At 62.7% G+C, this 22770-nt stretch carries 23 protein-coding genes; 15 read left to right on the top strand and 8 right to left on the bottom strand.

Features of this window, described 5'->3' with window-relative positions:
• The first annotated feature begins 244 nt into the window (after nt 1–244).
• The 9 genes from NKH60_RS23050 (at nt 245) to NKH60_RS23010 (ending at nt 9503) form a co-directional block, all read left to right on the top strand.
• On the top strand, nt 245–334 hold the full coding sequence (locus tag NKH60_RS23050; RefSeq protein ID WP_023675300.1) for a K(+)-transporting ATPase subunit F: 90 nt from the start codon (nt 245–247) through the stop codon (nt 332–334).
• 25 nt (nt 335–359) lie between these two features.
• Nucleotides 360–2063, top strand: coding sequence for a potassium-transporting ATPase subunit KdpA (kdpA, locus tag NKH60_RS23045; protein WP_352767060.1), 1704 nt, complete (start codon nt 360–362; stop codon nt 2061–2063).
• A gap of 7 nt (nt 2064–2070) precedes the next feature.
• Nucleotides 2071–2280: a hypothetical protein gene (locus NKH60_RS23040; protein ID WP_352502666.1), complete on the top strand. Its 210-nt coding sequence runs from the start codon at nt 2071–2073 to the stop codon at nt 2278–2280.
• On the top strand, nt 2277–4370 hold the full coding sequence (kdpB, locus tag NKH60_RS23035; protein WP_352469456.1) for a potassium-transporting ATPase subunit KdpB: 2094 nt from the start codon (nt 2277–2279) through the stop codon (nt 4368–4370). Before NKH60_RS23040 ends, kdpB begins: the two co-directional genes overlap by 4 nt.
• Before the next feature lie 12 nt (nt 4371–4382).
• Nucleotides 4383–4952, top strand: a complete 570-nt coding sequence (kdpC, locus tag NKH60_RS23030) for a potassium-transporting ATPase subunit KdpC (protein WP_352873438.1) — start codon at nt 4383–4385, stop codon at nt 4950–4952.
• 53 nt (nt 4953–5005) lie between these two features.
• Nucleotides 5006–7747, top strand: a complete 2742-nt coding sequence (locus NKH60_RS23025) for a DUF4118 domain-containing protein (RefSeq protein WP_352613023.1) — start codon at nt 5006–5008, stop codon at nt 7745–7747.
• Nucleotides 7744–8436, top strand: coding sequence for a response regulator transcription factor (locus NKH60_RS23020; protein WP_352767058.1), 693 nt, complete (start codon nt 7744–7746; stop codon nt 8434–8436). Before NKH60_RS23025 ends, NKH60_RS23020 begins: the two co-directional genes overlap by 4 nt.
• 160 nt (nt 8437–8596) lie before the next feature.
• Nucleotides 8597–8863 carry a hypothetical protein gene (locus NKH60_RS23015; RefSeq protein WP_352469452.1) on the top strand — a complete coding sequence of 89 codons (267 nt, stop codon included), beginning with the start codon at nt 8597–8599 and terminating at the stop codon, nt 8861–8863.
• Nucleotides 8864–8993: 130 nt separating this feature from the next.
• Nucleotides 8994–9503, top strand: a complete 510-nt coding sequence (locus tag NKH60_RS23010) for an NUDIX hydrolase (protein ID WP_352469451.1) — start codon at nt 8994–8996, stop codon at nt 9501–9503.
• A 79-nt stretch (nt 9504–9582) separates the two neighbouring features.
• On the opposite strand, the gene NKH60_RS23005 is transcribed toward NKH60_RS23010, so the two are convergent.
• The 6 genes from NKH60_RS23005 to NKH60_RS22980 form a co-directional block, all read right to left on the bottom strand.
• Entirely contained in the window at nt 9583–10434 is an 852-nt protein-coding gene (locus NKH60_RS23005) for a citryl-CoA lyase (RefSeq protein WP_352834539.1), read from the bottom strand.
• 19 nt (nt 10435–10453) lie between these two features.
• A complete protein-coding gene (locus tag NKH60_RS23000) occupies nt 10454–11638 on the bottom strand; it encodes a CaiB/BaiF CoA transferase family protein (protein WP_352834536.1) in 1185 nt (394 codons plus the stop codon).
• Between the two features lie 15 nt (nt 11639–11653).
• On the bottom strand, nt 11654–13177 hold the full coding sequence (locus tag NKH60_RS22995) for a tripartite tricarboxylate transporter permease (RefSeq protein ID WP_352834533.1): 1524 nt from the start codon (nt 13175–13177) through the stop codon (nt 11654–11656).
• A gap of 4 nt (nt 13178–13181) precedes the next feature.
• Entirely contained in the window at nt 13182–13715 is a 534-nt protein-coding gene (locus NKH60_RS22990; protein WP_352469447.1) for a tripartite tricarboxylate transporter TctB family protein, read from the bottom strand.
• A 155-nt stretch (nt 13716–13870) separates the two neighbouring features.
• On the bottom strand, nt 13871–14848 hold the full coding sequence (locus NKH60_RS22985) for a Bug family tripartite tricarboxylate transporter substrate binding protein (protein WP_352453995.1): 978 nt from the start codon (nt 14846–14848) through the stop codon (nt 13871–13873).
• A gap of 207 nt (nt 14849–15055) precedes the next feature.
• Nucleotides 15056–15595 (bottom strand): GNAT family N-acetyltransferase, encoded by a 540-nt coding sequence (locus NKH60_RS22980; protein ID WP_352469446.1) that lies wholly within the window; start codon nt 15593–15595, stop codon nt 15056–15058.
• A 218-nt stretch (nt 15596–15813) separates the two neighbouring features.
• Here NKH60_RS22980 and NKH60_RS22975 point away from each other — a divergent pair, with 218 nt between their 5' ends.
• The 4 genes from NKH60_RS22975 (at nt 15814) to NKH60_RS22960 (ending at nt 19500) form a co-directional block, all read left to right on the top strand.
• Entirely contained in the window at nt 15814–16269 is a 456-nt protein-coding gene (locus NKH60_RS22975; RefSeq protein ID WP_352469445.1) for a DUF2214 family protein, read from the top strand.
• A 185-nt stretch (nt 16270–16454) separates the two neighbouring features.
• Nucleotides 16455–17432: a tripartite tricarboxylate transporter substrate-binding protein gene (locus NKH60_RS22970; RefSeq protein ID WP_352469444.1), complete on the top strand. Its 978-nt coding sequence runs from the start codon at nt 16455–16457 to the stop codon at nt 17430–17432.
• A 79-nt stretch (nt 17433–17511) separates the two neighbouring features.
• A complete protein-coding gene (locus tag NKH60_RS22965; RefSeq protein WP_352469443.1) occupies nt 17512–17979 on the top strand; it encodes a tripartite tricarboxylate transporter TctB family protein in 468 nt (155 codons plus the stop codon).
• Between the two features lie 9 nt (nt 17980–17988).
• Nucleotides 17989–19500 carry a tripartite tricarboxylate transporter permease gene (locus NKH60_RS22960; RefSeq protein WP_352873432.1) on the top strand — a complete coding sequence of 504 codons (1512 nt, stop codon included), beginning with the start codon at nt 17989–17991 and terminating at the stop codon, nt 19498–19500.
• A gap of 28 nt (nt 19501–19528) precedes the next feature.
• Here NKH60_RS22960 and nth read toward each other — a convergent pair whose 3' ends face one another.
• Nucleotides 19529–20356: an endonuclease III gene (nth, locus tag NKH60_RS22955; RefSeq protein WP_352469441.1), complete on the bottom strand. Its 828-nt coding sequence runs from the start codon at nt 20354–20356 to the stop codon at nt 19529–19531.
• A gap of 22 nt (nt 20357–20378) precedes the next feature.
• Here nth and NKH60_RS22950 point away from each other — a divergent pair, with 22 nt between their 5' ends.
• Nucleotides 20379–20873, top strand: a complete 495-nt coding sequence (locus NKH60_RS22950) for a DUF2244 domain-containing protein (RefSeq protein WP_023675281.1) — start codon at nt 20379–20381, stop codon at nt 20871–20873.
• A 9-nt stretch (nt 20874–20882) separates the two neighbouring features.
• Here NKH60_RS22950 and NKH60_RS22945 read toward each other — a convergent pair whose 3' ends face one another.
• Entirely contained in the window at nt 20883–21698 is an 816-nt protein-coding gene (locus NKH60_RS22945; RefSeq protein WP_352834529.1) for a class I SAM-dependent methyltransferase, read from the bottom strand.
• Between the two features lie 115 nt (nt 21699–21813).
• Between NKH60_RS22945 and NKH60_RS22940 the strand changes: the two genes are divergently transcribed.
• Nucleotides 21814–22707 carry a methylated-DNA--[protein]-cysteine S-methyltransferase gene (locus tag NKH60_RS22940; RefSeq protein WP_352453988.1) on the top strand — a complete coding sequence of 298 codons (894 nt, stop codon included), beginning with the start codon at nt 21814–21816 and terminating at the stop codon, nt 22705–22707.
• The last annotated feature ends 63 nt before the right edge of the window (nt 22708–22770 follow it).

The raw sequence follows: 22770 nt of genomic DNA, 5'->3' as shown, positions 1-22770 counted from the left end.
CTTTGCTCCGCGTTCCGTCTCGAACCTTTATGGCACTTTGATCCATATTCGCCGGAGCGATGTATCCAGCCGCCGATATGATGCGGCGACGGGTTGGGCAGTTTTGTCCAAATTAAAAGAACAAACACGATATAGGAAAATGCATTATGGACATATTTGTTGTCGCGATTGGAATCGCGTTCTTTGCTCTATGCTTCGGCTATATCAACGCTTGCGACAAGCTGTAAGTTTAGGTGATCATAACATGCTTTTCGACTATATCCTCGGCGGCGCCGTGACCTTGTTTCTTCTCGCCTACCTGACATACGCCCTCGTTCGCCCGGAACGCTTCTGATCTCCACTGGCAAGGCGCCAAACCCATGACAATCAACGGATGGCTGCAGATCCTCGTCTATTGCGGGATCGTCGTTCTGCTGGCCAAGCCGCTCGGCGGCTACATGCATCGCGTTTTCAGCGGCGAGCGCACATTCCTGTCGTCAATTCTGGCCCCGCTCGAGCGCGGGCTCTACCGCATATCAGGGACCAGCGAGCGCGAGGAGCAGCACTGGACCTCCTATGCGGCGGCCCTGCTGTTCTTTAACCTGGCCGGCTTCCTGGTGCTCTATTTGCTGCAACGGCTGCAAGGCGGCCTGCCCTACAATCCGGCCGGCATGACCGCCGTCGAACCTGGGCTGGCCTTCAACACCGCCGCCAGCTTCATGACCAACACCAACTGGCAGAACTACGGCGGCGAAAGCACGATGTCCTATCTCGTACAGATGGCCGGCTTGACCGTACAGAATTTTCTGTCGGCGGCGACTGGCGTCGCCATTGCGGTCGCATTGATCCGCGGCTTTGCTAGAGCCTCAGGCAAATCGATCGGCAATTTCTGGGTCGATATGACCCGCGGCACGCTCTACCTGCTTTTGCCCTTTTGCATCGTGTTGACTCTTGTCTATGTCTATCTCGGCATGCCGCAAACGTTCGCTGCCTACGTCAACGCGACGACGCTCGAAGGCGCGCAACAGACTATCGCGGTCGGGCCGGTCGCTTCCCAGGTTGCCATCAAGATGCTCGGCACCAACGGCGGCGGTTTCTTCAACGCCAATGCCGCGCACCCGTTCGAAAATCCCGACGCGATCTCGAACCTGATCCAGATGGTGACGATCTTTGCCCTCGGCGCGGCGCTGACCAATGTCTTCGGCCGCATGGTAGGCAACCAGCGCCAGGGCTGGGCAATTCTGTCGGCGATGGGCGTGCTGTTCATCGCTGGCGTTGCCGTCTGCTACTGGGCGGAAGCCGCCGGCAATCCGCTTGTTCATGCGCTGGGTGTCGACGGCGGCAACATGGAGGGCAAGGAGAGCCGCTTCGGCATCGCCCTGTCGGCACTGTTTGCCGTCATCACCACGGCCGCATCCTGCGGCGCCGTCAACGCCATGCATGACAGCTTCACCGCACTCGGCGGCATGATCCCCATCATCAACATGCAGCTCGGCGAGGTCATTGTCGGCGGCGTCGGCGCCGGCTTCTACGGTATCCTGATGTTCATCGTCATTGCCGTTTTCGTCGCCGGGCTGATGGTCGGACGCACGCCCGAATATCTCGGCAAGAAGATCGAGGCCAAGGAGGTCAAGATGGCTATGCTGGCCGTGCTCTGCCTGCCGCTTGCAATGCTGATCTTCACTGCTATCGCGGTGGTGCTGCCGACCGGCGTTGCTTCCATCGCCAATGCCGGCCCGCATGGCTTCTCCGAGGTTCTCTATGCCTACACCTCGGCCGCGGCGAACAATGGCTCCGCCTTTGGCGGCCTCAGCGGCAACACGCCCTGGTACAACGTAACGCTCGGCATCGGCATGCTGATGGGCCGGTTCCTGGTCATTATTCCGGCGTTGGCGATTGCTGGCTCGCTGGTTGCGAAGAAGACCGTCCCTGCCTCCGCCGGCACCTTCCCGACCGATGGTCCGCTGTTCGTCGGACTGCTGGCCGGTGTCATCCTGATCGTCGGCGGCCTGACCTTCTTCCCGGCTCTGGCGGTCGGACCGATCGTCGAGCACCTGGCGATGATTCATGGTCAGACATTCTGAAACGGCCATGCCCTGGTTCAAGATCATACCTCGAAAGGTCGGGCATCGCCCCGAGCCGGAGGGGGAGAAAACGCCCCCTCCTTTCCCGACGCTGTCCACATTCCTCGCTATTGCGGCAGCCTTGATCATGATCTGGCTGCTGGCTTATGGGCCGCCGCACCTTCGTTCGGCACACGATCGACCGGTCAACAACATCGACACTGGAGCTACCAAATGAGCCCGTCGAAATCCGTGAGCATCATGGATACCCGCATTCTGTGGCCCGCTATCGGCGGTTCCTTCAGAAAACTGAACCCGCGCATCTTGATGCGAAACCCGGTGATGTTCGTCGTCGCCGTCGTCTCGGCGCTCACCACCGTGCTGTTCGTCAAGGATCTCGTTACCAGCGGCGGCGATCTTGGCTTCACGCTGCAGATCATCATCTGGCTGTGGTTCACCGTGCTCTTCGCCAATTTCGCCGAAGCGGTGGCCGAAGGCCGCGGCAAGGCGCAAGCTGACTCGCTGCGTCGGGCGCGAACCGAGACGCAGGCCAAGCTGTTGAACGGTGGCGACCGCAGCAAGTTCAAACTGGTGCCCGGCACCAGCCTGAAGGTCGGCGACATCGTGCTTGTCGAAGCCGGCGACATCATCCCCTCGGACGGCGAGGTGGTCGAAGGCGTGGCGTCGGTCAACGAGGCGGCCATCACCGGCGAATCCGCACCGGTCATCCGCGAATCCGGAGGCGATCGTTCGGCGGTGACCGGCGGCACGCAGGTCTTGTCCGACTGGATCCGCGTGCGCATCACTGCGGCTGCCGGTCATACGTTCCTCGACCGCATGATCTCGCTGGTCGAGGGCGCCGAGCGCCAGAAGACACCCAACGAGATCGCGCTCAACATCCTGCTCGTCGGCATGACGCTGATCTTCGTGCTGGCGACGGCGACGATCCCGAGCTTCGCCTCGTATTCGGGCGGCTATATCTCGGTGACCGTGCTGGTCGCCCTGTTCGTTACCCTGATCCCGACCACAATTGGCGCCCTGCTGTCGGCTATCGGCATTGCCGGCATGGACCGCCTGGTGCGCTTCAACGTGCTCGCCATGTCGGGCCGCGCCGTCGAGGCGGCCGGCGATGTCGACACGCTGCTGCTCGACAAGACCGGAACCATCACGCTGGGCAACCGTCAGGCGACGGCATTTCGTCCGGTCAAGGGCGTCACCGAACAGGAACTGGCCGACGCGGCTCAGCTTGCCTCGCTTGCCGACGAAACGCCGGAAGGCCGCTCGATCGTCGTCCTGGCGAAGGAAAAATACGCTATCCGCGCCCGCGACATGGCAAGCCTGCACGCGACTTTCGTGCCCTTCACCGCGCAAACCCGCATGAGCGGTGTCGATCTGGAAGGCTCCTCAGTCCGCAAGGGCGCAGTCGATGCGGTACTTGCCCACGTCAACCTCTCGACCGTTGCCACAGGCAGTACGCGCCCCGGCAGCGACACCGTCCGCGACCTTCAGGCGATCGCCGACGAGATCGCCAAATCGGGTGGCACTCCACTCGCGGTCGAGCGCGACGGGCGCCTGCTCGGCGTCGTCCATCTGAAGGACATCGTCAAGGGCGGCATCGCAGAACGCTTTGCCGAATTGCGCCGCATGGGCATCCGCACGGTGATGATCACCGGCGATAATCCGATGACCGCGGCGGCGATCGCGGCGGAAGCCGGCGTCGACGACTTCCTTGCCCAGGCGACGCCCGAGGACAAGTTGAAGCTGATCCGCGACGAGCAGGCCAAAGGCAAACTGGTCGCGATGTGCGGCGATGGCACCAACGATGCGCCGGCCCTTGCGCAGGCCGATGTCGGCGTTGCCATGAACACCGGCACGGTCGCGGCGCGCGAGGCCGGCAACATGGTCGATCTCGACAGCGATCCGACCAAGCTGATCGAGATCGTCGAAATCGGCAAGGCGCTGCTGATGACGCGTGGCTCGCTGACCACCTTCTCCATCGCCAACGACGTGGCCAAGTATTTTGCCATCATCCCGGCAATATTCGCCGTCTTCTACATCGCCCCGGGCCAGACCGCCGGGCCGCTGCAAGCGCTCAATGTCATGCATCTGGCGACGCCGCAGAGCGCTATCCTCTCGGCCATCATCTTCAACGCGCTGATCATCATTGCGCTGATCCCGCTGTCGCTGAGGGGCGTCAAATACCGCGCGGTCGGCGCCGGTGCGCTGCTCAGCCGCAATCTCATTGTCTATGGCCTTGGCGGCGTCGTAGTGCCCTTCGTTGGCATCAAGATGATCGACATGGCCATCACCGCTCTCGGTCTCGCCTAAGGAACCACGTCGATGCTCAATCAAATCAGGCCCGCGATCGTCATGATCGTCTTCTTCACCATTCTGACGGGTTTGGTCTATCCGATCGGCATGACCGGCATTGCCCAGGCGCTGTTTTCGCGCCAGGCCAATGGCAGCCTGATCGAGAAGGACGGCAAGCTCGTCGGTTCCGAGCTGATCGGCCAGGCTTTCGAAAGCGACCGCTACTTCCATGGCCGCCCTTCGGCTGCCGGCGACGGCTACAATGCCGCCGCCTCGGGCGGCTCGAATTTCGGCCCGACCAACCCGAAGCTCATCGACAGGATCAAGAGCGACGCCGAAAAGCTGAGAGCCGAAAACCCGAGCCAGCCGGTACCGATGAATCTGGTCACCACGTCCGGCAGCGGCCTCGATCCGCATATGAGCCCCGATGCGGCCTATTTTCAGGTTGCCAGGGTGGCCAAGGCCAGGGGCGTCGATGAATCCAGGATCAAATCGCTTGTCGACAGCCATGTCGAAGATCGCGAATTGGGATTCATCGGCGAGCCGGTAGTCAATGTGCTGGCCCTCAACCTTGCGCTGGACGATGCCATGAAACAGTGAAGGACCGGCGCCGGGATCGACACCGAAGCCGGCGCCGTTCATGATTGACCCGTATGCCAGACGACAGACGCACCGCCGAAACCAGGCCCTCTCCCGACGCGCTGCTCGAGCATGCCGAGCGGGAGGAGCGCGGCCGCCTGAGGATATTTCTCGGCGCCGCCCCCGGTGTCGGCAAGACCTACGAGATGCTGATGTCGGGCCGCGCCAGGCTGGCCGACGGGGTCGACGTGGTGATCGGCATCGTCGAGACGCACGGCCGCAAGGAAACCCAGACGCTGGTCGAAGGCTACGAGGTCATTCCTCGCCTTGAGATCGATTACAAGGGGCGGATCCTTGAGGAGATGAATCTCGACGCCATCCTCGCCCGGCACCCGGCGCTAGTTCTGGTAGACGAACTCGCCCACACCAACGTCGCCGGCAGCCGTCACCCCAAGCGCTATCTCGACGTCCAGGAAATCCTGACGCACGGCATCGATGTCTACACGACGCTGAATATCCAGCACGTCGAGAGCCTGAACGATGTCGTGGCGCAGATCACCCGCGTCAGGGTGCGGGAAACTGTCCCCGACTCCATAATCGACCAGGCCGACGACATCGAGATCATCGACCTCACCCCCGACGATCTGATCAAACGGCTTGAGGAAGGCAAGGTCTACATCCCCAGCACCGCCCAGCGCGCCATCGAGAACTATTTCTCGCCGGGCAATCTGACGGCGCTCCGGGAATTGGCGCTCCGCCGCACTGCCCAGCGGGTCGACGAGCAGTTGCTGACCCACATGCGGGCCCACGCGATACCCGGGCCTTGGGCGGCGGGGGAAAGGGTTCTCGTCTGCGTCGATGCGCGTCCGGGCGGGGCGGCCCGTGTACGCTATGCGCGGAGGTTGGCCGACCGGCTCCGCGCCCCTTGGACGGCGCTTCATGTCGATACCCCTCATTCAGCGGCCATGCCCGAGGAGGACAAGGATCGGCTGGCGACGCAGCTGCGCCTTGCCGAGCAGCTCGGTGCCGAGGTGACGACCATTCCGGGTCAGAACGTCGCGCAAGACATCGTTCGGCATGCGACGGCGAACAACTTCACCCATATCGTGATCGGCAGGCCGACCCGATCGCGTTGGCGGGAATTGATCGAAGGCTCGCTCACTTATGATCTCATCCGCAATGCCGGCGACATCAGCGTCCATGTCATTTCGGGAAACGAACGCAACGCCGAGGCGACTTCGAGGACCGTCAAGGCGGCGGACGAGCAGTGGCAGTTCGAGATCTGGCCCTATCTCAGGGCCACGGCCTATGTTGTTGGCTCGCTCGCCTTCGCCGTCCTTCTCGACCAGTTTCTCGACGTCCGCAATCTGGCGATCATCTTTCTCATTGGGGTCCTGACGTCGGCGGTGACCGGCGGTCTCTGGCCGGCTTTGTATGCCTGCCTCATCAGCGCCATTGCCTTCAACTATTTCTTCCTGGAACCACGCTACACGCTGACGATCGAGGATCCGGAGAGCATCGTTGCGCTGGCTGTCTTCCTGGTTGTTGCGGTCATTGGCAGCAATCTAACAGCGCGCGTGCAGCGTCAGGCGGTCGCCGCGCGCTCGCGGGCACGCGCCACAGAAGATATTTATCTCTTCTCAAAGAAGCTCGCCGGCGCTGGGACGCTTGATGACGTTCTCTGGGCGACTGCCTTCCAGATCGCCTCGATGCTGAAGCTGCGCGTGGTGCTGCTTCTGCCGGAGAACGGCACGATTGCGGTCAAGGCCGGCTACCCACCCGACGACACGCTGGCCGAGGCCGACATCGCAGCAGCCCGTTGGGCGTGGGAGCATAACCGCGCCGCCGGGCGCGGCGCCGACACGCTGCCCGGAGCAAAGCGCCTCTATCTGCCCCTGCGGACCGGACGCACGGCGGTGGGCGTCGTTGGCCTCGACAACGACAAGCAAGGTCCGCTGCTGACACCCGAGCAGCAGCGTCTGCTCGATGCGCTCGCCGACCAGGCGGCGGTCGCCATCGAACGCATCCAGCTCGTCGCCGATGTTGACCGGGCCAAGCTCGCGGCCGAGGCAGACCGTCTGCGCTCGGCCTTGCTCACCTCCATTTCCCACGATTTGAAAACGCCGCTTGCCGCCATCATGGGCGCAGCCGGAACACTCAGGGACTTCGAGGCCGCACTTCCCGAGCAGGACCGGGCGGAACTGCTGTCGACCGTGCTCGATGAAGCGGAGAGGCTTAACCGCTTCATCGCCAACCTACTCGATATGACCAAGATCGAATCCGGCACTATGGAGCCGAACTATGCGTTTCACTATCTCGGCGACATTGTCGGCTCAGCCCTGCGTCGGGCCCGCAAAATCGTCGGCGAGCACAAGACCGAGATCGATATTCCATCGAATCTGCCGATGTTGCGGGTCGACCCCGTTCTGTTCGAACAGGTGCTGTTCAACCTCCTCGACAATGGTGCAAAATACGCGCCGCCAGGTTCGACGATCCGCCTGCAGGCCTGGGCCGACAATGGCTTCGTCATCCTGCAGATCATGGATGAGGGACCAGGCATCCCGTCAGCGGATCTAGACCGCGTTTTCGACACTTTCTACCGTGTGCGCAAGGGCGACCAGGTGCGTGCCGGCACCGGGCTCGGCCTGTCGATTTGCCGCGGCTTCATCGAAGCGATGGGCGGGACGCTCTCGGCGGCAAACAGGTCCGACCGCTCGGGGGCGGTTTTCACCATCAGGATGCAGGTGGTGCCGACAGAGCTGCCCAACCTCGGCGAACCCGAGACGGGCCATCAAAATATGGACGATCTGGCATGACGAGCCTAGATGTCAGGATATTGGTGGTCGACGACGAACCGCCGATCCGGAAACTGCTTCGCGTCGGGCTTGGCAGCCAAGGCTATGCGATCAGCGAGGCGCCGAACGCCAGGGCGGCGATTGAACTCATCGCGACGGAAAAGCCGGACCTTGTCCTGCTCGATCTCGGCCTCCCCGGCATGAGCGGCCATGATTTGCTGCGCAAATGGCGGGATGATGGCCTGGACATTCCCGTGGTTATTCTTTCCAGCCGCACTGATGAGGCCGGCATCGTGTCCGCCCTTGAACTCGGCGCCGACGACTATGTCACCAAGCCGTTCGGTATGAACGAGCTTGTCGCACGCATCCGCGTAGCGCTTCGCCACAAATTTCAGCAGCAGGGTGAGAGACCGGTGTTCCAAACCGGCGACCTCTCCGTCGATCTGGTGAAGCGCGTCGTCAAGGTCGAGGACAAGGAGATAAAGCTCTCGCCGAAAGAATACGACATTCTTCGCACCTTGGTGCAGCACGCCGGCAAGGTTCTCACCCACCAGTTCCTGCTGAAGCAGGTCTGGGGCGATTCCACCGACGTTCAATATCTCAGAGTCTATGTCCGGCAACTCAGGCTAAAGATTGAAAAGACGCCCGACCAGCCCCGCTATATCACGACCGAGACCGGCGTCGGATACCGGCTGCGCGAAGTCGATTGACGCGACGAGCATCCGAAGCCGAAATGCCTCTTCCAATCTGCTTCAAATCAGCGGCGGCCATGGCGTCGCCGGACAAAAGCCCTATATTAAAAGAAGATTGGTTTTGTGCGGGAATGAACGAATGCCACGGCTTCGTCTATTGACGTTTTTAGGGTCGGCAATGCTGACTGCGTCGATGCTGTCGGGCGTAAATCCTGCTGCATCGGCACAGGTCGGCAGTCCCGCCGATCGCAACGTGTTGATCCAGCAAGACCAGTTGCAGATGTTGGAGAACAGGCTGCGGCGGCAGCAATACCAGCAGCAGCAACAGCAGTACCGTGCCCTGGATCGCCAAATCCCAATACCGCAACGGCAGGAGGTGCCGCAGATGAGGCCAACTTGCCAGTTGCTGCCGTCAGGGAGCGGCTTTGTCAGCACCTGCCGCTGACGACCGGTCCCTTTCATTTATTTAGCCGACTTATATACTGGGGAAACCGCTCCGCCTGCGCCCCATTGAAAGCGGGCGAGTTTGCAACGCTGCCCTTGCCGTCTGGGCACCGATTCGACTGGATTATCGAATGGCAGCCAGCAAGAAGAAGGTTGTACGCAAGGCAAGGAAGGGCGACGGGGTTCGCCAGGTCGCGGCGATTCCCTTTCGGCTGAACGAGCATGGCGATGTCGAGGTGATGCTGGTCACATCGCGAACGACGAGGCGCTTCATCGTACCGAAGGGCTGGCCGATGAAGGGCAAGAGCGGCCGCAAGGCAGCCACCATCGAAGCACAGGAAGAAGCCGGTGTTCTCGGCAAGACACTGAAACAGCCTGCCGGCACCTACCACTACTGGAAGCGGCTGGCGAACCGCTTCGTTCGCGTCGATGTCGTCGTCTATTTGCTTGAGGTAACCGAGGAACTTGCCAAGTGGCAAGAAGCCAAGAGACGGCAGCGGGCATGGCTGACGCCGACCGACGCGGCGTTGCTGATCGACGAGCCGGATCTTTCGACGCTGGTGAGGAACATCAGGATTGCCGAACTGGAGCATAATCCCAAAAAGCAGAGTCCGGCGTTCGGAAAAGATCCCGCTCAATAGAAGATGGAGGCATGCCCCAACTGTGTCGGGATGGAATTGGTTTCCAGCGCCCGCCGCCCCCGTCTCTTGAACCGATGCCTCACTGACTGCCATCGTCTTCCTCGGGCAGAGGCCGCGCCGGCGTGCCGGTATAGGCCCACAGCCATTCGCGCGGCAGTGGCCCTTTGTTGCGTTCGCTCTCCTGCGACTGTTCCCATGCATGTGCGAGGATGCCGACGGAGCGCGACAGCACGAAAAGGCCCCGCGTCAGCGGCGGCGGGAAGCCGAGCTCGCCGTAGATGACGGCCGTGGCGCCGTCGATATTGAGCGGGATTTTTTTGCCCTTGCGCCGCGAAACCTCGGCCTCGACCATCTCGGCGATATCGGCGAAGCGCCCGCTGACGACGCCGCGCGCGGCAAAGTCACGGGTCAGCTCGATGAGGCGGGGCGCCCGCGGGTCGACCGGGTGGAAGCGATGGCCGAGCCCGGGCACATAACCGTCCTCCCCAGCAAGGAAATGATCAACCCGCAGCGACACGGCGCCCGCGAGGGGCACGCCGGCGTCCACTTCAGCGGCGATGTCGCCGTAGAAGGAAAGCGCCTGTTCGCCGGCGCCGCCATGCACATCGCCAAGCACGTTGATGGCAGATGCCATGGCGCTGTTGATGCCGACGCCGCACGTGATCGCCATGCGGGCGATGGCGATCGACGGCGCCTGCGGCCCATGGTCGACGGCAGCACCCAGCGCGATGCCGAGCAGCGCCGCCTGCTCCTCGCTCGGCAGTTCGCCGCGCAGCATGAGCCAGATCATTGCCGGAAAGCTGACGCGACCGATCAGATCCTGGATTTCATAGCCGCGCAGCCGGATGACGCCGGGGCGCATCTCGATGATGCCGGTCTGCCACCATTCCTCGCCGCGCGCGCGGCCAGCCTTGTTTTCCGTGTCGCTCATGGCTTCTTTTCCGTGCCGCTCATGCCTTCGCTCTTTTCTTGGCGCGTGGCGGCAGGTTGGCAAAAACTTCGTCCATATGCTCGCCCAGCCCCGGCGGCGGCCTGCTCGGCAAAGGTGCCTCGCCATCGACCATGAAGCCGCCGCGCACCACGGTCAGCGGCCTAGCCATCCCGGACACGGCCTGGAAGCGTACCGTCATGCCGCGCTCGATCACTTGTCTCTCTTGCAGTACCTGCGGGATTGTCAGCACCCGGCCTGCCGGCACGCCGGCGCGATTGAACGTCTCCTCCCAGGCGGCGGCCGAGCCGCTCGCCAAGGCATCCTCGATCAGCGCTTTCAATGCAATGCGGTTCTGCTTGCGCGTTTCGCGCTCGGCAAAGCGGACATCCGACGCCAACTCCGGCCGACCGATCAACCGGCACAGCGTGACGAACTGCTCTTGCTTGTTGGCGGCGATGTTGAGCAAGCCGTCGCCGGTGCGAAACGCGCCAGACGGTGCGGCCGTCATGTTTTCATTGCCCATCGGCTGCGGCTCGACGTCCGCCGTCAGATAGTTCGACACCGGCCAGCCGAGCGCAGAAAGCGTGCATTCGAGCATCGACACGTCGAGGAACGCGCCCTCGCCAGTCGTCTTCTGCTTGACCAGTGCGGCGGTAATGGCGAAGGCTCCGACCAGCCCGCCAAGCGTATCGGCGACGGGATAGCCGACACGCAGCGGCGCCGTTTCCGGTGTACCGGTGATGCTCATGATGCCGGAAAGACCCTGGATAATCTGGTCGTAGGCTGGATTGTCGCGCATCGGCCCGGTCTGGCCGAAGCCCGATATCGCACAGTAGACAAGGCTTGGCCGGACCTCCTTCAGCCTGGCATGGCCAAGCCCCAGCCGGTCCATTACGCCGGGGCGGAAATTCTCGACCAGCGCGTCGGCCGAAGCGACCAGATCGAGGAAGCGTTCGCGGTCGGCCTCCTGCTTGAGATCGAGCGCCACCGAGCGTTTGCCGGCATTCTGCGCCAGGAACGAAGCGCCCATGCCCGCCCGGTTGAGCTCCGGCGAGGCGCCGAGCTGGCGCGCCAGATCACCACCTTGCGGCGTCTCGACCTTGATGACGTCGGCCCCGAGCAACGCCAGCTGATAGGTGCAATAGGGGCCGGCCAGCACATTGGTCAGGTCGAGAACGCGGATGCCGGAAAGCAGGTCGGTCATGACGTCACGAACAGCTCAGGCATCGCCCGGCACGTGCTCCGGCCCGCGCAAGCGCCTGTGCTCGATGTAGGCCCAGATATGCGGTCCAACCAGGCCGATGAAGGCCAGCGTCAGCAGCGTCAGCGACAGCGGATGCTTGTAGAACACCGTCCAATCGCCGTTCGAGATGGTCATCGCGCGGCGGAACTGCGTTTCCGCAAGCGGCCCGAGAATCATGCCGATGATGACCGGCGCGGTCGGGAAATCGAAACGCCGCATCAGGAAGCCGGCGGCACCGAGCAGATAGAGGATGACGAGGTCGATCGGCGATTGCGAGATACCGTAGGTGCCGACCGTGGCGAACACGACGATGCCGGCATAGAGCTGCGGCGCCGGGATCTTCAGCAATCGCACCCAGAGCCCGATCAGCGGCAGGTTGAGGACGACGAGGATGACATTGGCGATGAACAGGCTGGCGATCAGCCCCCACACCAGGTCGGCCTGCGTCGTCAGCAGCAGCGGCCCCGGATTGATACCGTAGCTCTGGAACGCCGACAGCATGATCGCGGCCGTCGCCGAGGTCGGCAGGCCGAGCGTCAGCATCGGCACCAGCACGCCGGCCGCGGATGCATTGTTGGCGGCCTCCGGCCCGGCAACGCCCTCGATGGCGCCGACGGTGCCGAACTCCTCCTTGTGTCTGGAGAGTTTCTTCTCGATCGCATAGGAGAGGAAGGTCGGGATTTCGGCGCCGCCGGCCGGCATGGCACCGATCGGGAAGCCGATCAGGGCACCGCGCAGCCATGGCTTCCACGAGCGCGCCCATTCGGCCGCGGTCATGTAGAGCGAGCCCTTCAACGGCACGATATCGTCCTTGCCGGCATAGCGGCGCGAGGCCATGTAAAGCGTCTCGCCAACGGCGAACAGGCCAACGGCGACGACGATGACGTCGACGCCGTCCAACAATTCGCTCATGCCGAAGGTGAAGCGCGGCTGCCCCGTCTGCAGGTCGACGCCAATCATGCCGACGACGAAGCCGACGAACAGACTGGTCAGGCCGCGCACCGAAGACGAGCCGAGCACCGCCGAAACCGTGATGAAGGCCAGCACCATCAGCGAGAAATATTCGGCCGGGCCGAAGGCCAGCGCGAATTTGACGACGATCGGCGCCAGGAAGGCAACGCCGATCGTGCCCAGCGTGCCGGCGACGAAGGAGCCGATCGCCGAGGTCGCCAGGGCCGCACCGCCACGGCCGGAGCGGGCCATCCGGTTGCCTTCCAGCGCGGTGACGATGGTGGCGCTTTCGCCAGGCGTGTTGAGCAGGATCGATGTCGTCGAGCCGCCATACATGGCGCCGTAGTAGATGCCGGCAAACAGGATGAAGGATGCCTCCGGCGCCACCTGATAGGTGATCGGCAACAGCAGCGCGATGGTCAGTGCCGGCCCGAGGCCGGGCAGCACGCCGATGGCAGTCCCCAGCGTGGTGCCGACCAGGCACCATATGAGATTGATCGGCGAGAAGGCGACCGAAAATCCGTGCGCGAGATGGCCAAGCGTTTCCATGGCGTCAGCCCCTCAGCATGGCAACGATCGAATCGACGGTCGCATTCAGCTGGTTTTCGATGAAGCCGGCACCGATATTGACGCCAAGCGCCCTGGCAAAGCCGAAATAGGCGGCCAGCGCCAGGATCAGCCCGAGCAGCACGTCACGCAGCGGACGCCGGCTGCCGAAACCGTGGCAGATGAGAACGAACATGATGACAGATGCCGCGGTAAAGCCGAGCGGCTGGATCAGCACCAGATTGGCGATCAGTCCGAGGGCGACGATGCCCATCGCCTTCCAGTCGGTCGGCGTCTCCTTTTCGTCCTCCGGCTGCCATCCGCCCCGCAAGGCGGCAATGATGAGCAGCAGCGACAGGATCATCATCCCGGTCATGGTGATGTAGGGAAAGACGGTCGGACCGACCTTGGAATAGAGCGGCGAGACCGGGATTGCCAGCGTCTGCCAGGCAACCGCACCCGCACAGGCGAGGAGCCCAACGCCGATCAGCAGTTCGGGCACTGCAAGGCGCGGCGGCGCCTGCTGGTCGCTGGTGCTCATCATCGTCCTCCCAATGCCAGCCCCGAGGGCCGGTTCTCCCTGGACCGGTCTCACTCGGCCGATCTCGGCCTAGTTTCACCTCCGGCGCCGCGTATGTCCATGCGGCTGGCGAAAATCGGCAAGGGTTGGGCGCAGGCCGCCCCTTGCCGAGAGCATCACGCCAGGCCGAGGTCCTTGAGGATCGTCCCGATGCGGGCCGTGTCTTCGGCGACGAATTTCGCATAATCGTCACCGGTGAGCAGGATCTGCGTCCAGTTACGGTTCTTGCATTCGGTGGCCCAGGCGTCGCTCTTGGCCATGGTCTCGATCAGCTTGATCATTGCTGCCTTGTCGGCGTCCGAGACGCCGGGCGGTGCGAAGACGCCGCGCCAGTTGAACAGCTCGACATCGATGCCGGCTTCCTTCATCGTCGGCGCATCAATTCCCTCCTGGCGTTTATCCGCGGAGATGGCCAGCAGCCGCAGCGCACCCGCCTTGACCTGTTCGGCGAACTCGCCATAGCCGGAGATGCCGGCCGCGACCTGGTTGCCGAGCAGCGCCGACAGCGCCTCGCCGCCGCCGGCAAACGGCACATAGGAGAGATTGGTGGCCGGAACACCGACGGTCTTGGCGATGAGGCCGAACAAGATGTGGTCCGAGCCGCCAGCCGAACCGCCGGCGACCGGAACCTGCGTCGGGTCGGCTTTGAGGGCGGCAACAAAGTCGGCCGCAGTCTTGAATGGCGAGGCGGCCGGCACCACAAGCGCCTCGAACTCGCCAGTAAGGCGGGCGATTGGCGTGACTTCGGTAAGGTTGTTAGCCGCCTTGTTGGCGATGATCGCGCCGACCATGACCATGCCAGCCACCATCAGCGCATTGCCCTTGCCCTTCCACTGGTTGACGAATTGCGGCAGGCCGACAGTACCGCCGGCGCCGCCGACATTGGTGATCTGCGAGCCGGAGATCAGTTTTTCGCTGCGCAGCACCTGGTCCATGGCGCGCGCCGTCTGGTCCCAGCCGCCGCCCGGCGCCGCTGGCACGAAAATCTGCAGCTGCGGCGCGTCCTGCGCGAAGGCGGGAATAAAATGCGATGCCGCGAGTCCGGCAGCACCTGCTGCCGCGGTGCTCATCAAGAATCGGCGTCTGTTCAGCATGGGATTCCTCCAAATCGCGACACCTCCTCCGGTGCCTGCCAGAAACGTGGCCTGACTTCAGACCCGCTCGATAAAATTCATGCAGAGTTTGCGTCTTCCTGTCAAAGACAGAACACGCCGCATGCGGCACAATCGGCCTGCGCGATTTTCAGGCTGGCGAACCGGACGTCCGAAGACGACGTGGCAGGCAGTGCCAAACAACATCCGTCAGGGTTGCCGCTCCAGCAGGATGGTCGGCTTGCCTTGGTAGACGGTTCGCAGCACTTCGCCATAACCACATTTTGCCGCGACGTTCAGCGATCCGGTGTTTTCCGGATCGATGATGCAGACGGTCTTCGCGGCGCCGAACGTCTCGTCGCCCCAGGCAAGCACCCGTGCGACGACTTCGCTGGCCAACCCGTGGCCATGCGCGCCCAAAACCAGAGCCCAGCCGGCCTCCGGAATGCCCTCGATCGACGGCGTCATGTCGCGTTTCAGATCGTGAAAGCCGGCCTCGCCGATGAAGCGGCCGGTCGCTTTTTCCTCGATCGCCCAGAAGCCGTAGCCCAGAAGCGACCACAGGCCGGCGTGGCGCAGGAAGCGCATCCAGCTTTCCTCCCGCGTGCGCGGCTTGCCGCCGATAAAGCGGGTGACGGCGGGATCGGCCCACATCGCGACATAGGCGTCGAAATCGTCAAGCCGGTGCGGCCGCAGGACCGTGCGCGAGGTCTCAATTACTGGGGCGACAATTGTATGCGGACTGGCCATGGTCATGTCTCGGTTGTTGCCCGTGCAGGTCTTCCAAAAGTGGGGACAGCGACACGCCCGAGACGGGAAATCCAAATCCGTTGCGAAAAACAAGAGCCAAGGCTGTGTAGATCATCTTCCAGGCTGATGTGAATCCTGCCAGGCGGTGTTAGTTTTTCTCCAGTACTGGTTCAGGCGCGTTGGGTTTCGGCGCTGCCGTCCGACAGAGGGAAAACAGCATGGACACGACCGACCTTGTGCTTGCCATCTTCCATCATCTGCTGGTGTTTTCGCTGGCAGGCATCATCGGCGCCGAGTTCGTCCTGATCCGCAGCGACTTGTCCGCCGCGACGCTGAAGCGGCTTGTCGGCATCGATCGCCACTACGGCATCATCGCCATGCTGATCATCGTCGCCGGCATCGGCCGCGTCATCTATGGTCTCAAGGGCTGGGAATTCTACGTCTACAACTGGATGTTCTGGGCAAAGATGGCCGCCTTCGCAATTGTCGGCCTGTTGTCGATTATCCCGACCGTCCGATTCCTGTCCTGGAATAGGCAGGCGAGCGCCAGTCCCGGCTTCCAGGTGCCTGCGGCGGAGCTAGCGTCCGTTCGCAGCTATGTCCGCACCGAGGCCTTCATCTTCCTCTTGATCCCGGTGTTCGCGGCGGCGATGGCGCGCGGCTACGGTTATTAAGATAGGTCGGAGGAAGGGCATCGCGCGGCCCAACCTTTCCACTCATTTGCGCGGACAAACGTGCAGTTTGCCGTTCGAGGCTGATTGTCATTTGTCGGGTTGCGCTAGTTATTGCTCCATCTACATTCGGTTTTGAGAGGAACTCCGCGCAGCGGTTGGTAATTCGTATCCTGGGAGGAATCACGATGAGAAAATTCGTCGCCGCGCTGGCTGCCGTTGCGGCCGCCATGCTTTACCCACCGGCCGCTGGCGCGCAGACCTACCCCGAACGCACGATCAGCATTGTCGTGCCGTTTTCGGCCGGCGGCCCGACTGACACCGTCACGCGTCTTGTCGCGGAAGCCATGTCGAAGGACCTCGGCCAGCAGGTCATCGTCGAGAATGTCGGCGGCGCCGGCGGCACACTGGGCGCGGGCCGCGTCGCAAATGCCGAGCCTGACGGCTACACGCTGCTCCTCCATCACATCGGCATGGCGACAAGTGCTACGCTCTACAGAAAGCTCGCCTACGACACGCTGAACGCATTCGAATATGTCGGCCTCGTCACCGAGGTGCCGATGACCATCGTCGGCCGCAAGGACCTCGAGCCGACCGATCTGAAGGGGCTGGTCGACTACGCCAAGGCTAACAAGGACAGCATCACCGTTGCCAATGCCGGGATCGGTGCCGCCTCGCATCTGTGCGGCATGCTGTTTATGAGCGCCATCGGCACGCCGCTGGTCACCGTACCATATAAGGGCACCGGCCCGGCCATGACCGATCTTCTCGGCGGCCAGGTCGACATCATGTGCGACCAGACGACCAATACCACCAAGCAGATCCAGGGCGGCACGATCAAGGCTTATGCCGTAACCTCGCCGCAACGGCTAGACGTGCTGCCGGACGTGCCGACGACGATAGAGGCCGGTCTTCCCCAGGTGCAGGTCGGCATCTGGCACGGCATCTATGCACCCAAGGGCACGCCGGCCGAGATCACCGAACGCCTGTCGAAATCTCTGCAGGTGGCGCTGAAGGACCAGAACGTCGTCGCCCGATTTGCCGAACTCGGCACCAAGCCGTCGCCCGAGGCCGATGCCACGCCGGCCGCGCTCAAGGCCAAGCTGGAAAGTGAGATTGCGCGCTGGAAGCCGATCATCGAAGCGGCCGGCCAGTACGCCGACTAAAGGTTTTTAACGGGGCGCCGCCGGCGCCCCGTTTTTACACCGGCATCGGCACGCCCGTGAGGCGGGCCGGGAGGACGTCATGAAACCTTTCGCAATCGACAGAGCCAACGGCATATGCGCCGCGCTGTTGATCTTTATTGGCGTCTTTTTCGCGCTGCAGTCGCTGGGCCTCGAAATCGGCACCGCCTTTCGCATGGGGCCGGGCTATTTCCCCCTGGTTCTGGCGATCGTGCTCATTCTGCTCGGCGCCGTCATCCTAGTCGAGGCAGTGCGCTTCGAGAGCGAGCCGATCGGTTACATTGCGTGGCGCGGCATGCTGTTCATCCTGCCTGCTCCGATCTTCTTCGGCCTGACGGTGCGCGGCCTCGGCTTCATCCCATCGATCTTCCTGGCGGCGCTGATCGCATCGTTTGCCAGCGGCCGCATGAAGCCGCTGACCGCGCTCGTGCTGTCGGCCGGCCTGACGCTGTTCGCGTTCGCCATCTTCAGCTACGCACTCGGCCTGCCGTTCCGGCGTTTCGGCCCGTGGTTGCCACTGTCGTTGTGAGGAGATGAAATGGAACTCCTCAACAATCTCGCACTCGGCTTTTCGACGGCCACATCTTTGGCAAACCTCGGTTTCTGCCTGATCGGTGTCCTTCTCGGCACGCTGATTGGTGTCCTGCCCGGTATCGGCGCCACCGCAACCATTGCCATGCTGTTGCCGATCACCTTCCAGATCGGCGATCCGGTTTCCTCCCTGATCATGCTCGCCGGCATCTATTACGGCGCGCAGTATGGCGGCTCGACTACCGCTATTCTCATCAACATGCCCGGCGAATCCTCGTCGGCCGTCACCGCCATCGACGGCTACCAGATGGCCAGGAAAGGCCGCGCCGGGGCGGCACTGGCGACCGCGGCGATAGGCTCGTTCTTTGCCGGCACGGTGTCGACCTTCCTCGTCGCCATCTTTGCCCCGCCGCTGACGGCGATAGCGTTGAAATTCGGTGCTGCCGAGTATTTTTCGCTGATGATTGTCGGTCTGGTCTCGTCCGTCGCGCTCGCCCACGGCTCGATCGTCAAGGCGCTGGCCATGGTCGTGCTCGGCCTGCTGCTCGGCCTTGTCGGCACCGATATCTACACCGGTACACCCCGTTTCACGCTCGGCATCCGCGAATATGCCGACGGGCTGAATTTCGTCGCAGTGGCGGTCGGTGTCTTCGGCGTCGCCGAGATACTGCGCAACCTCGAAAACGAGCATGAGCGTTCCGTGCTGATCCGAAAGATCTCCGGCCTTATGCCGACCCGCGAAGATTTTCGGCGCATGGCGGCTCCCATCGTGCGCGGAACGATCATCGGTTCGGCGCTCGGCATCCTGCCGGGAGGCGGCGCGATCCTTGCCGCCTTTGCCTCCTACACCGTCGAAAAACGTGTCTCGAAAAATCCCGGGGAATTCGGCAAGGGCGCCATCGAAGGCGTCGCCGGACCGGAATCGGCCAACAATGCCGGCGCCCAAACCTCCTTCATCCCGATGCTGACGCTCGGCATTCCGGCCAACCCGGTAATGGCGCTGATGATCGGCGCTATGATCATCCAGGGCATCGTGCCCGGCCCCAATGTCGCCATCGAAGAGCCTGCGCTGTTTTGGGGTATCATCACCTCGATGTGGATCGGCAATCTGATGCTGATCATCTTGAACCTGCCGCTGATCGGGCTTTGGGTGAAACTTCTTACCATCCCCTACTACGTGCTCTTCCCGATCATCATGGCGTTCTGCTCGATCGGCGTTTACAGCGTCAACACCAACGTCTACGACCTCTATGCCGTCGCCTTCTTCGGCTTGCTTGGCTACCTCCTGACCAAGCTGCGCTGCGAACCTGCGCCGCTGCTGCTCGGCTTCGTGCTCGGCCCGCTGCTCGAGGAAAACCTGCGCCGCGCCATGATCCTCTCGCGCGGCGATCCGAGCACCTTCGTGACGCGGCCGATCAGCGCCAGCCTGCTCCTCATCGCGCTTGCCGTGCTCGTCATCGTGTTTCTCCCCGCGGTCAAGAAGAAGCGCGAGGAGGTGTTTGTCGAAGAGAGTTCCTGAACGTGGACGGCGCCACATGCGAGGAACTTCACAGTCGCTTGCCGGGCACTGACTCAGTAGCCGCTTCTCCTGGCCCGAGCGGCGCGATCTCCACCAGCGGTGCAGGCACGCTGGTCGTCTTTTCCTTGGCCTTGCAGATATCGGCGATGACGCAGGCCGGGCAATCCGGCTTGCGCGCCTTGCAGACATAGCGGCCGTGCAGGATCAGCCAATGATGCGCGTGCCGCATATATTCATCCGGAATGATCTTCAGGAAACCTTGCTCGACCTGTTCCGGCGTCTTGCCCGGCGCCAGGCCGAGCCTGTTACCGATGCGGAAGATGTGCGTGTCGACCGCCATCGTATGCTGGCCGAATGCCACATTGAGCACGACGTTGGCGGTCTTGCGGCCGACACCCGGCAGCTCGACCAGTTGATCGCGATCCTCAGGCACCTCGCCGCCATGGTCGCGGATCAGCGCCTCCGACAGCGCGATGACGTTCTTGGCCTTGTTGCGCCATAGCCCGATGGTGCGGATATGGTCGCCGAGCTTGGCCTCGCCCAGCGCCAGCATCTTTTGCGGCGTGTCGGCAATTTTGAACAGCGCCCGCGTCGCCTTGTTGACGCCGGCGTCCGTCGCCTGAGCCGAAAGCACCACCGCCACCAACAGCGTGAAGGCGTTGATATGTTCGAGCTCGCCCCTCGGTTCCGGCCGCTGAACGGAAAAGCGCCGGAAAATCTCATGCACCTCGGCCGCGCTGTAAAGCGCCCGCGATCTTGCGGGCCGCGGACGCCGCTTGGCGTTCGAGCCGTCGCGGCGGCCGGGCAACAGGTCTTTTTTTAGCGCAGAAGAGTTTTTGGGCTTGGGGCTTGTCATTGCCTTCCTATAATATTCCCCAATGAGCGACACAAACGCCTCATTTCAGGCCGACGAGCCATTTTTCCAGGCGCTGCTGACACCGCACCGGTCGCTGGGCAAGACCGGCTTTGCCATACTGATGGGCGCCCTGCTGTTCGGCTGGCTGGTGACCGGAGCTTTTTTTCTGTCGCGCGGCGCCTGGCCGGTGTTCGGCTTCTTCGGCCTCGACGTGATCGCCGTCTACATCGCCTTCCGCGCCAATTATCGTGCCGCCCGGGCTCGCGAGGAGGTATCGGTGTCGCGCACCAGCCTCGACATCCGCAAGACTGCCCCGTCAGGCAAATCGGAAGCACACCGCTTCAATCCGTTCTGGGCGCGCTTTTCGATCGCCCGCCACGCCGAGATCGGCATCACCAGAATGGCGGTCGAGGCGCAAGGAAAAACCGTCTCGATCGGCGGCTTTCTCAACCCCGCCGACCGCGAGAGTTTTGCCACCGCATTTTCGCGCGCTCTGGCAGCCGCTAAGGCGCGCTGAGCCAGCGTTTCAGAACCGATAGCGCAACAGCCTGCCGATCTTGCGCAATGCTGGAATGTATTTCCAAAGGCGAACAAACAGTTTCGCGAACCAGCGCATGCGAGCGGCATGTTCCGGCTTATAGGCAGGGATGTCCTCGACGAACCGCAGCTTCGGAACGGCTCGCTCCAACTCATGCGGGTTCTCGATGCTCCAATGGACCTCGGCACCGGTGGCGCGGAAGGAGGAATTGAGGCGAATGATCTTCAGGCCCAGGCGACTATAGGCATCGAAAACCAGTTCGCCGCTCGAAAGATGTCCCACCAAACGAGAAAACAGTTGCTGCCCCTCTTCGGCGCCCAGGTAGGGAGTCAGGCCTTCCGCCACGACTATGGCCGGGCGATCCCGAGGTACTTCGTTCAGCCATCCCGGTTCGGTGACCGACGAAGCGATCAGGTGGTAGTGATCCCGCACGGGATAGAGCTTGCGCCTGAGGTCGATGACTTCGGGATAGTCGACGTCGAACCAGTCCACGCCGGCTGGCGGATCGATACGGAATACGCGCGTATCGAGCCCACACCCGAGATGCAGTACGATGGCGTCAGGATTTCGGGCGAGAAAGTCCTGAACGCAGACGTCCAGCGTCTTTGCCCTGATTGCTAGACCGACGCCGAGATTGTTGTCGACCTTGAGCTGTGAGAAATCATAGTCGATGTTGCGCACCGCCTCGTCGGCAAAGTAGTCCCTGAGCAGCGAATTGGGCAGCCGGCTCTCCAGCGCCTTGCCGTAAAGTGTCAAAAGCAAAGTCTCCTTTGCCCCGGTCAGGTTTACTTTTTCACCAGCCACGACCGTCCTCCCCATTCAAAGCCCAGCTCTATCTGGGTACATGCCGCGGGAAAGCAAGTTTCGGGTGGTGATCGGCGCCGCGAAGGACGATATTCGCACTCAAGGAGATACTGCCATGAACGCCCAAATGCCTCTCAAAACGACAGCAATCCTTCAGAAAGACATCACGCCTGAAGGTGGAGACTACGAAATCGTCCGTCGTGCCATCGAAAAGATCAGCCTCGACTATCGCGACCAGCCTTCGTTGGAAGTGCTGGCCGAGGAGGTCGGCGAGACGCCGACCGGGCTGCAGAAGCTGTTCACCCGCTGGGCCGGCCTGTCGCCCAAGGCTTTTCTGCAGGCCGTCACCCTCGATCATGCGCGCAAGCTGCTCGATGCCGGCATGCCGCTGCTTGAAACCTCGTTCGAACTCGGCATGTCCGGCCCAGGCCGGCTGCACGATCTGTTCGTCACCCACGAAGCGATGTCGCCGGGCGATTACAAGACCCGCGGCGCAGGGCTCACCATCCGCTACGGCTATCATATCTCGCCTTTCGGCATCGCGCTGATCATGGTGACGGACCGCGGCCTTGCCGGCCTCGCCTTCAACGACCCCGGCGGCGAGCGTGCGGCCTTTGCCGACATGTCCAGCCGCTGGCCGAATGCGACCTATGTCGAGGACATGGCGGCGACGGCACCCTATGCCGCGCGCATCTTCGATCCGTCGCTGTGGCGCGCCGACCAGCCGCTGCGCGTTGTCATGATCGGCACAGACTTCCAGGTCCGTGTCTGGGAGGCCTTGCTGCGCATTCCGATGGGCCAGGCCTGCACCTATTCCTCGATCGCCGCGCGCATCGGCGCACCGAGTGCCAGCCGGGCTGTCGGTGCCGCGGTCGGTGCCAATCCGATGTCCTTCGTCGTGCCGTGCCACCGGGCTCTCGGCAAGTCCGGCGCACTCACCGGCTACCATTGGGGTCTGACCCGCAAACGCGCCATCCTCGGCTGGGAGGCGGGACAGGTCTCTTCTTGAATAGCCAACGAATGGAACGATTGGAGCGATGCAAGGACCGCTAGGGTGACAAGCAGCGATCTT

It is taken from the genome of Mesorhizobium sp. M1006 (genome assembly GCF_040318825.1).
GTDB lineage: Bacteria > Pseudomonadota > Alphaproteobacteria > Rhizobiales > Rhizobiaceae > Mesorhizobium.
The sequence above is the reverse complement of the archived record's forward strand: the minus strand, read 5'-3'. Positions and strand labels throughout refer to the sequence as shown.

Coding starts and splice junctions, on each gene's coding strand:
- NKH60_RS22965 (WP_352469443.1), top strand. CDS start 17,512: ATGAAACCTTTCGCAATCGACAGAGCCAACGGCATATGCGCCGCGCTG.
- nth (WP_352469441.1), bottom strand. CDS start 20,356: ATGACAAGCCCCAAGCCCAAAAACTCTTCTGCGCTAAAAAAAGACCTG.
- kdpB (WP_352469456.1), top strand. CDS start 2,277: ATGAGCCCGTCGAAATCCGTGAGCATCATGGATACCCGCATTCTGTGG.
- NKH60_RS22940 (WP_352453988.1), top strand. CDS start 21,814: ATGAACGCCCAAATGCCTCTCAAAACGACAGCAATCCTTCAGAAAGAC.
- NKH60_RS23005 (WP_352834539.1), bottom strand. CDS start 10,434: ATGAGCGACACGGAAAACAAGGCTGGCCGCGCGCGCGGCGAGGAATGG.
- NKH60_RS22980 (WP_352469446.1), bottom strand. CDS start 15,595: ATGGCCAGTCCGCATACAATTGTCGCCCCAGTAATTGAGACCTCGCGC.
- NKH60_RS23050 (WP_023675300.1), top strand. CDS start 245: ATGCTTTTCGACTATATCCTCGGCGGCGCCGTGACCTTGTTTCTTCTC.
- NKH60_RS22975 (WP_352469445.1), top strand. CDS start 15,814: ATGGACACGACCGACCTTGTGCTTGCCATCTTCCATCATCTGCTGGTG.
- NKH60_RS22985 (WP_352453995.1), bottom strand. CDS start 14,848: ATGCTGAACAGACGCCGATTCTTGATGAGCACCGCGGCAGCAGGTGCT.
- NKH60_RS23040 (WP_352502666.1), top strand. CDS start 2,071: ATGCCCTGGTTCAAGATCATACCTCGAAAGGTCGGGCATCGCCCCGAG.
- NKH60_RS22995 (WP_352834533.1), bottom strand. CDS start 13,177: ATGGAAACGCTTGGCCATCTCGCGCACGGATTTTCGGTCGCCTTCTCG.
- NKH60_RS22960 (WP_352873432.1), top strand. CDS start 17,989: ATGGAACTCCTCAACAATCTCGCACTCGGCTTTTCGACGGCCACATCT.
- kdpC (WP_352873438.1), top strand. CDS start 4,383: ATGCTCAATCAAATCAGGCCCGCGATCGTCATGATCGTCTTCTTCACC.
- NKH60_RS22970 (WP_352469444.1), top strand. CDS start 16,455: ATGAGAAAATTCGTCGCCGCGCTGGCTGCCGTTGCGGCCGCCATGCTT.
- NKH60_RS23020 (WP_352767058.1), top strand. CDS start 7,744: ATGACGAGCCTAGATGTCAGGATATTGGTGGTCGACGACGAACCGCCG.
- NKH60_RS23015 (WP_352469452.1), top strand. CDS start 8,597: ATGCTGACTGCGTCGATGCTGTCGGGCGTAAATCCTGCTGCATCGGCA.
- kdpA (WP_352767060.1), top strand. CDS start 360: ATGACAATCAACGGATGGCTGCAGATCCTCGTCTATTGCGGGATCGTC.
- NKH60_RS22990 (WP_352469447.1), bottom strand. CDS start 13,715: ATGAGCACCAGCGACCAGCAGGCGCCGCCGCGCCTTGCAGTGCCCGAA.
- NKH60_RS23010 (WP_352469451.1), top strand. CDS start 8,994: ATGGCAGCCAGCAAGAAGAAGGTTGTACGCAAGGCAAGGAAGGGCGAC.
- NKH60_RS22950 (WP_023675281.1), top strand. CDS start 20,379: ATGAGCGACACAAACGCCTCATTTCAGGCCGACGAGCCATTTTTCCAG.
- NKH60_RS23025 (WP_352613023.1), top strand. CDS start 5,006: ATGCCAGACGACAGACGCACCGCCGAAACCAGGCCCTCTCCCGACGCG.
- NKH60_RS23000 (WP_352834536.1), bottom strand. CDS start 11,638: ATGACCGACCTGCTTTCCGGCATCCGCGTTCTCGACCTGACCAATGTG.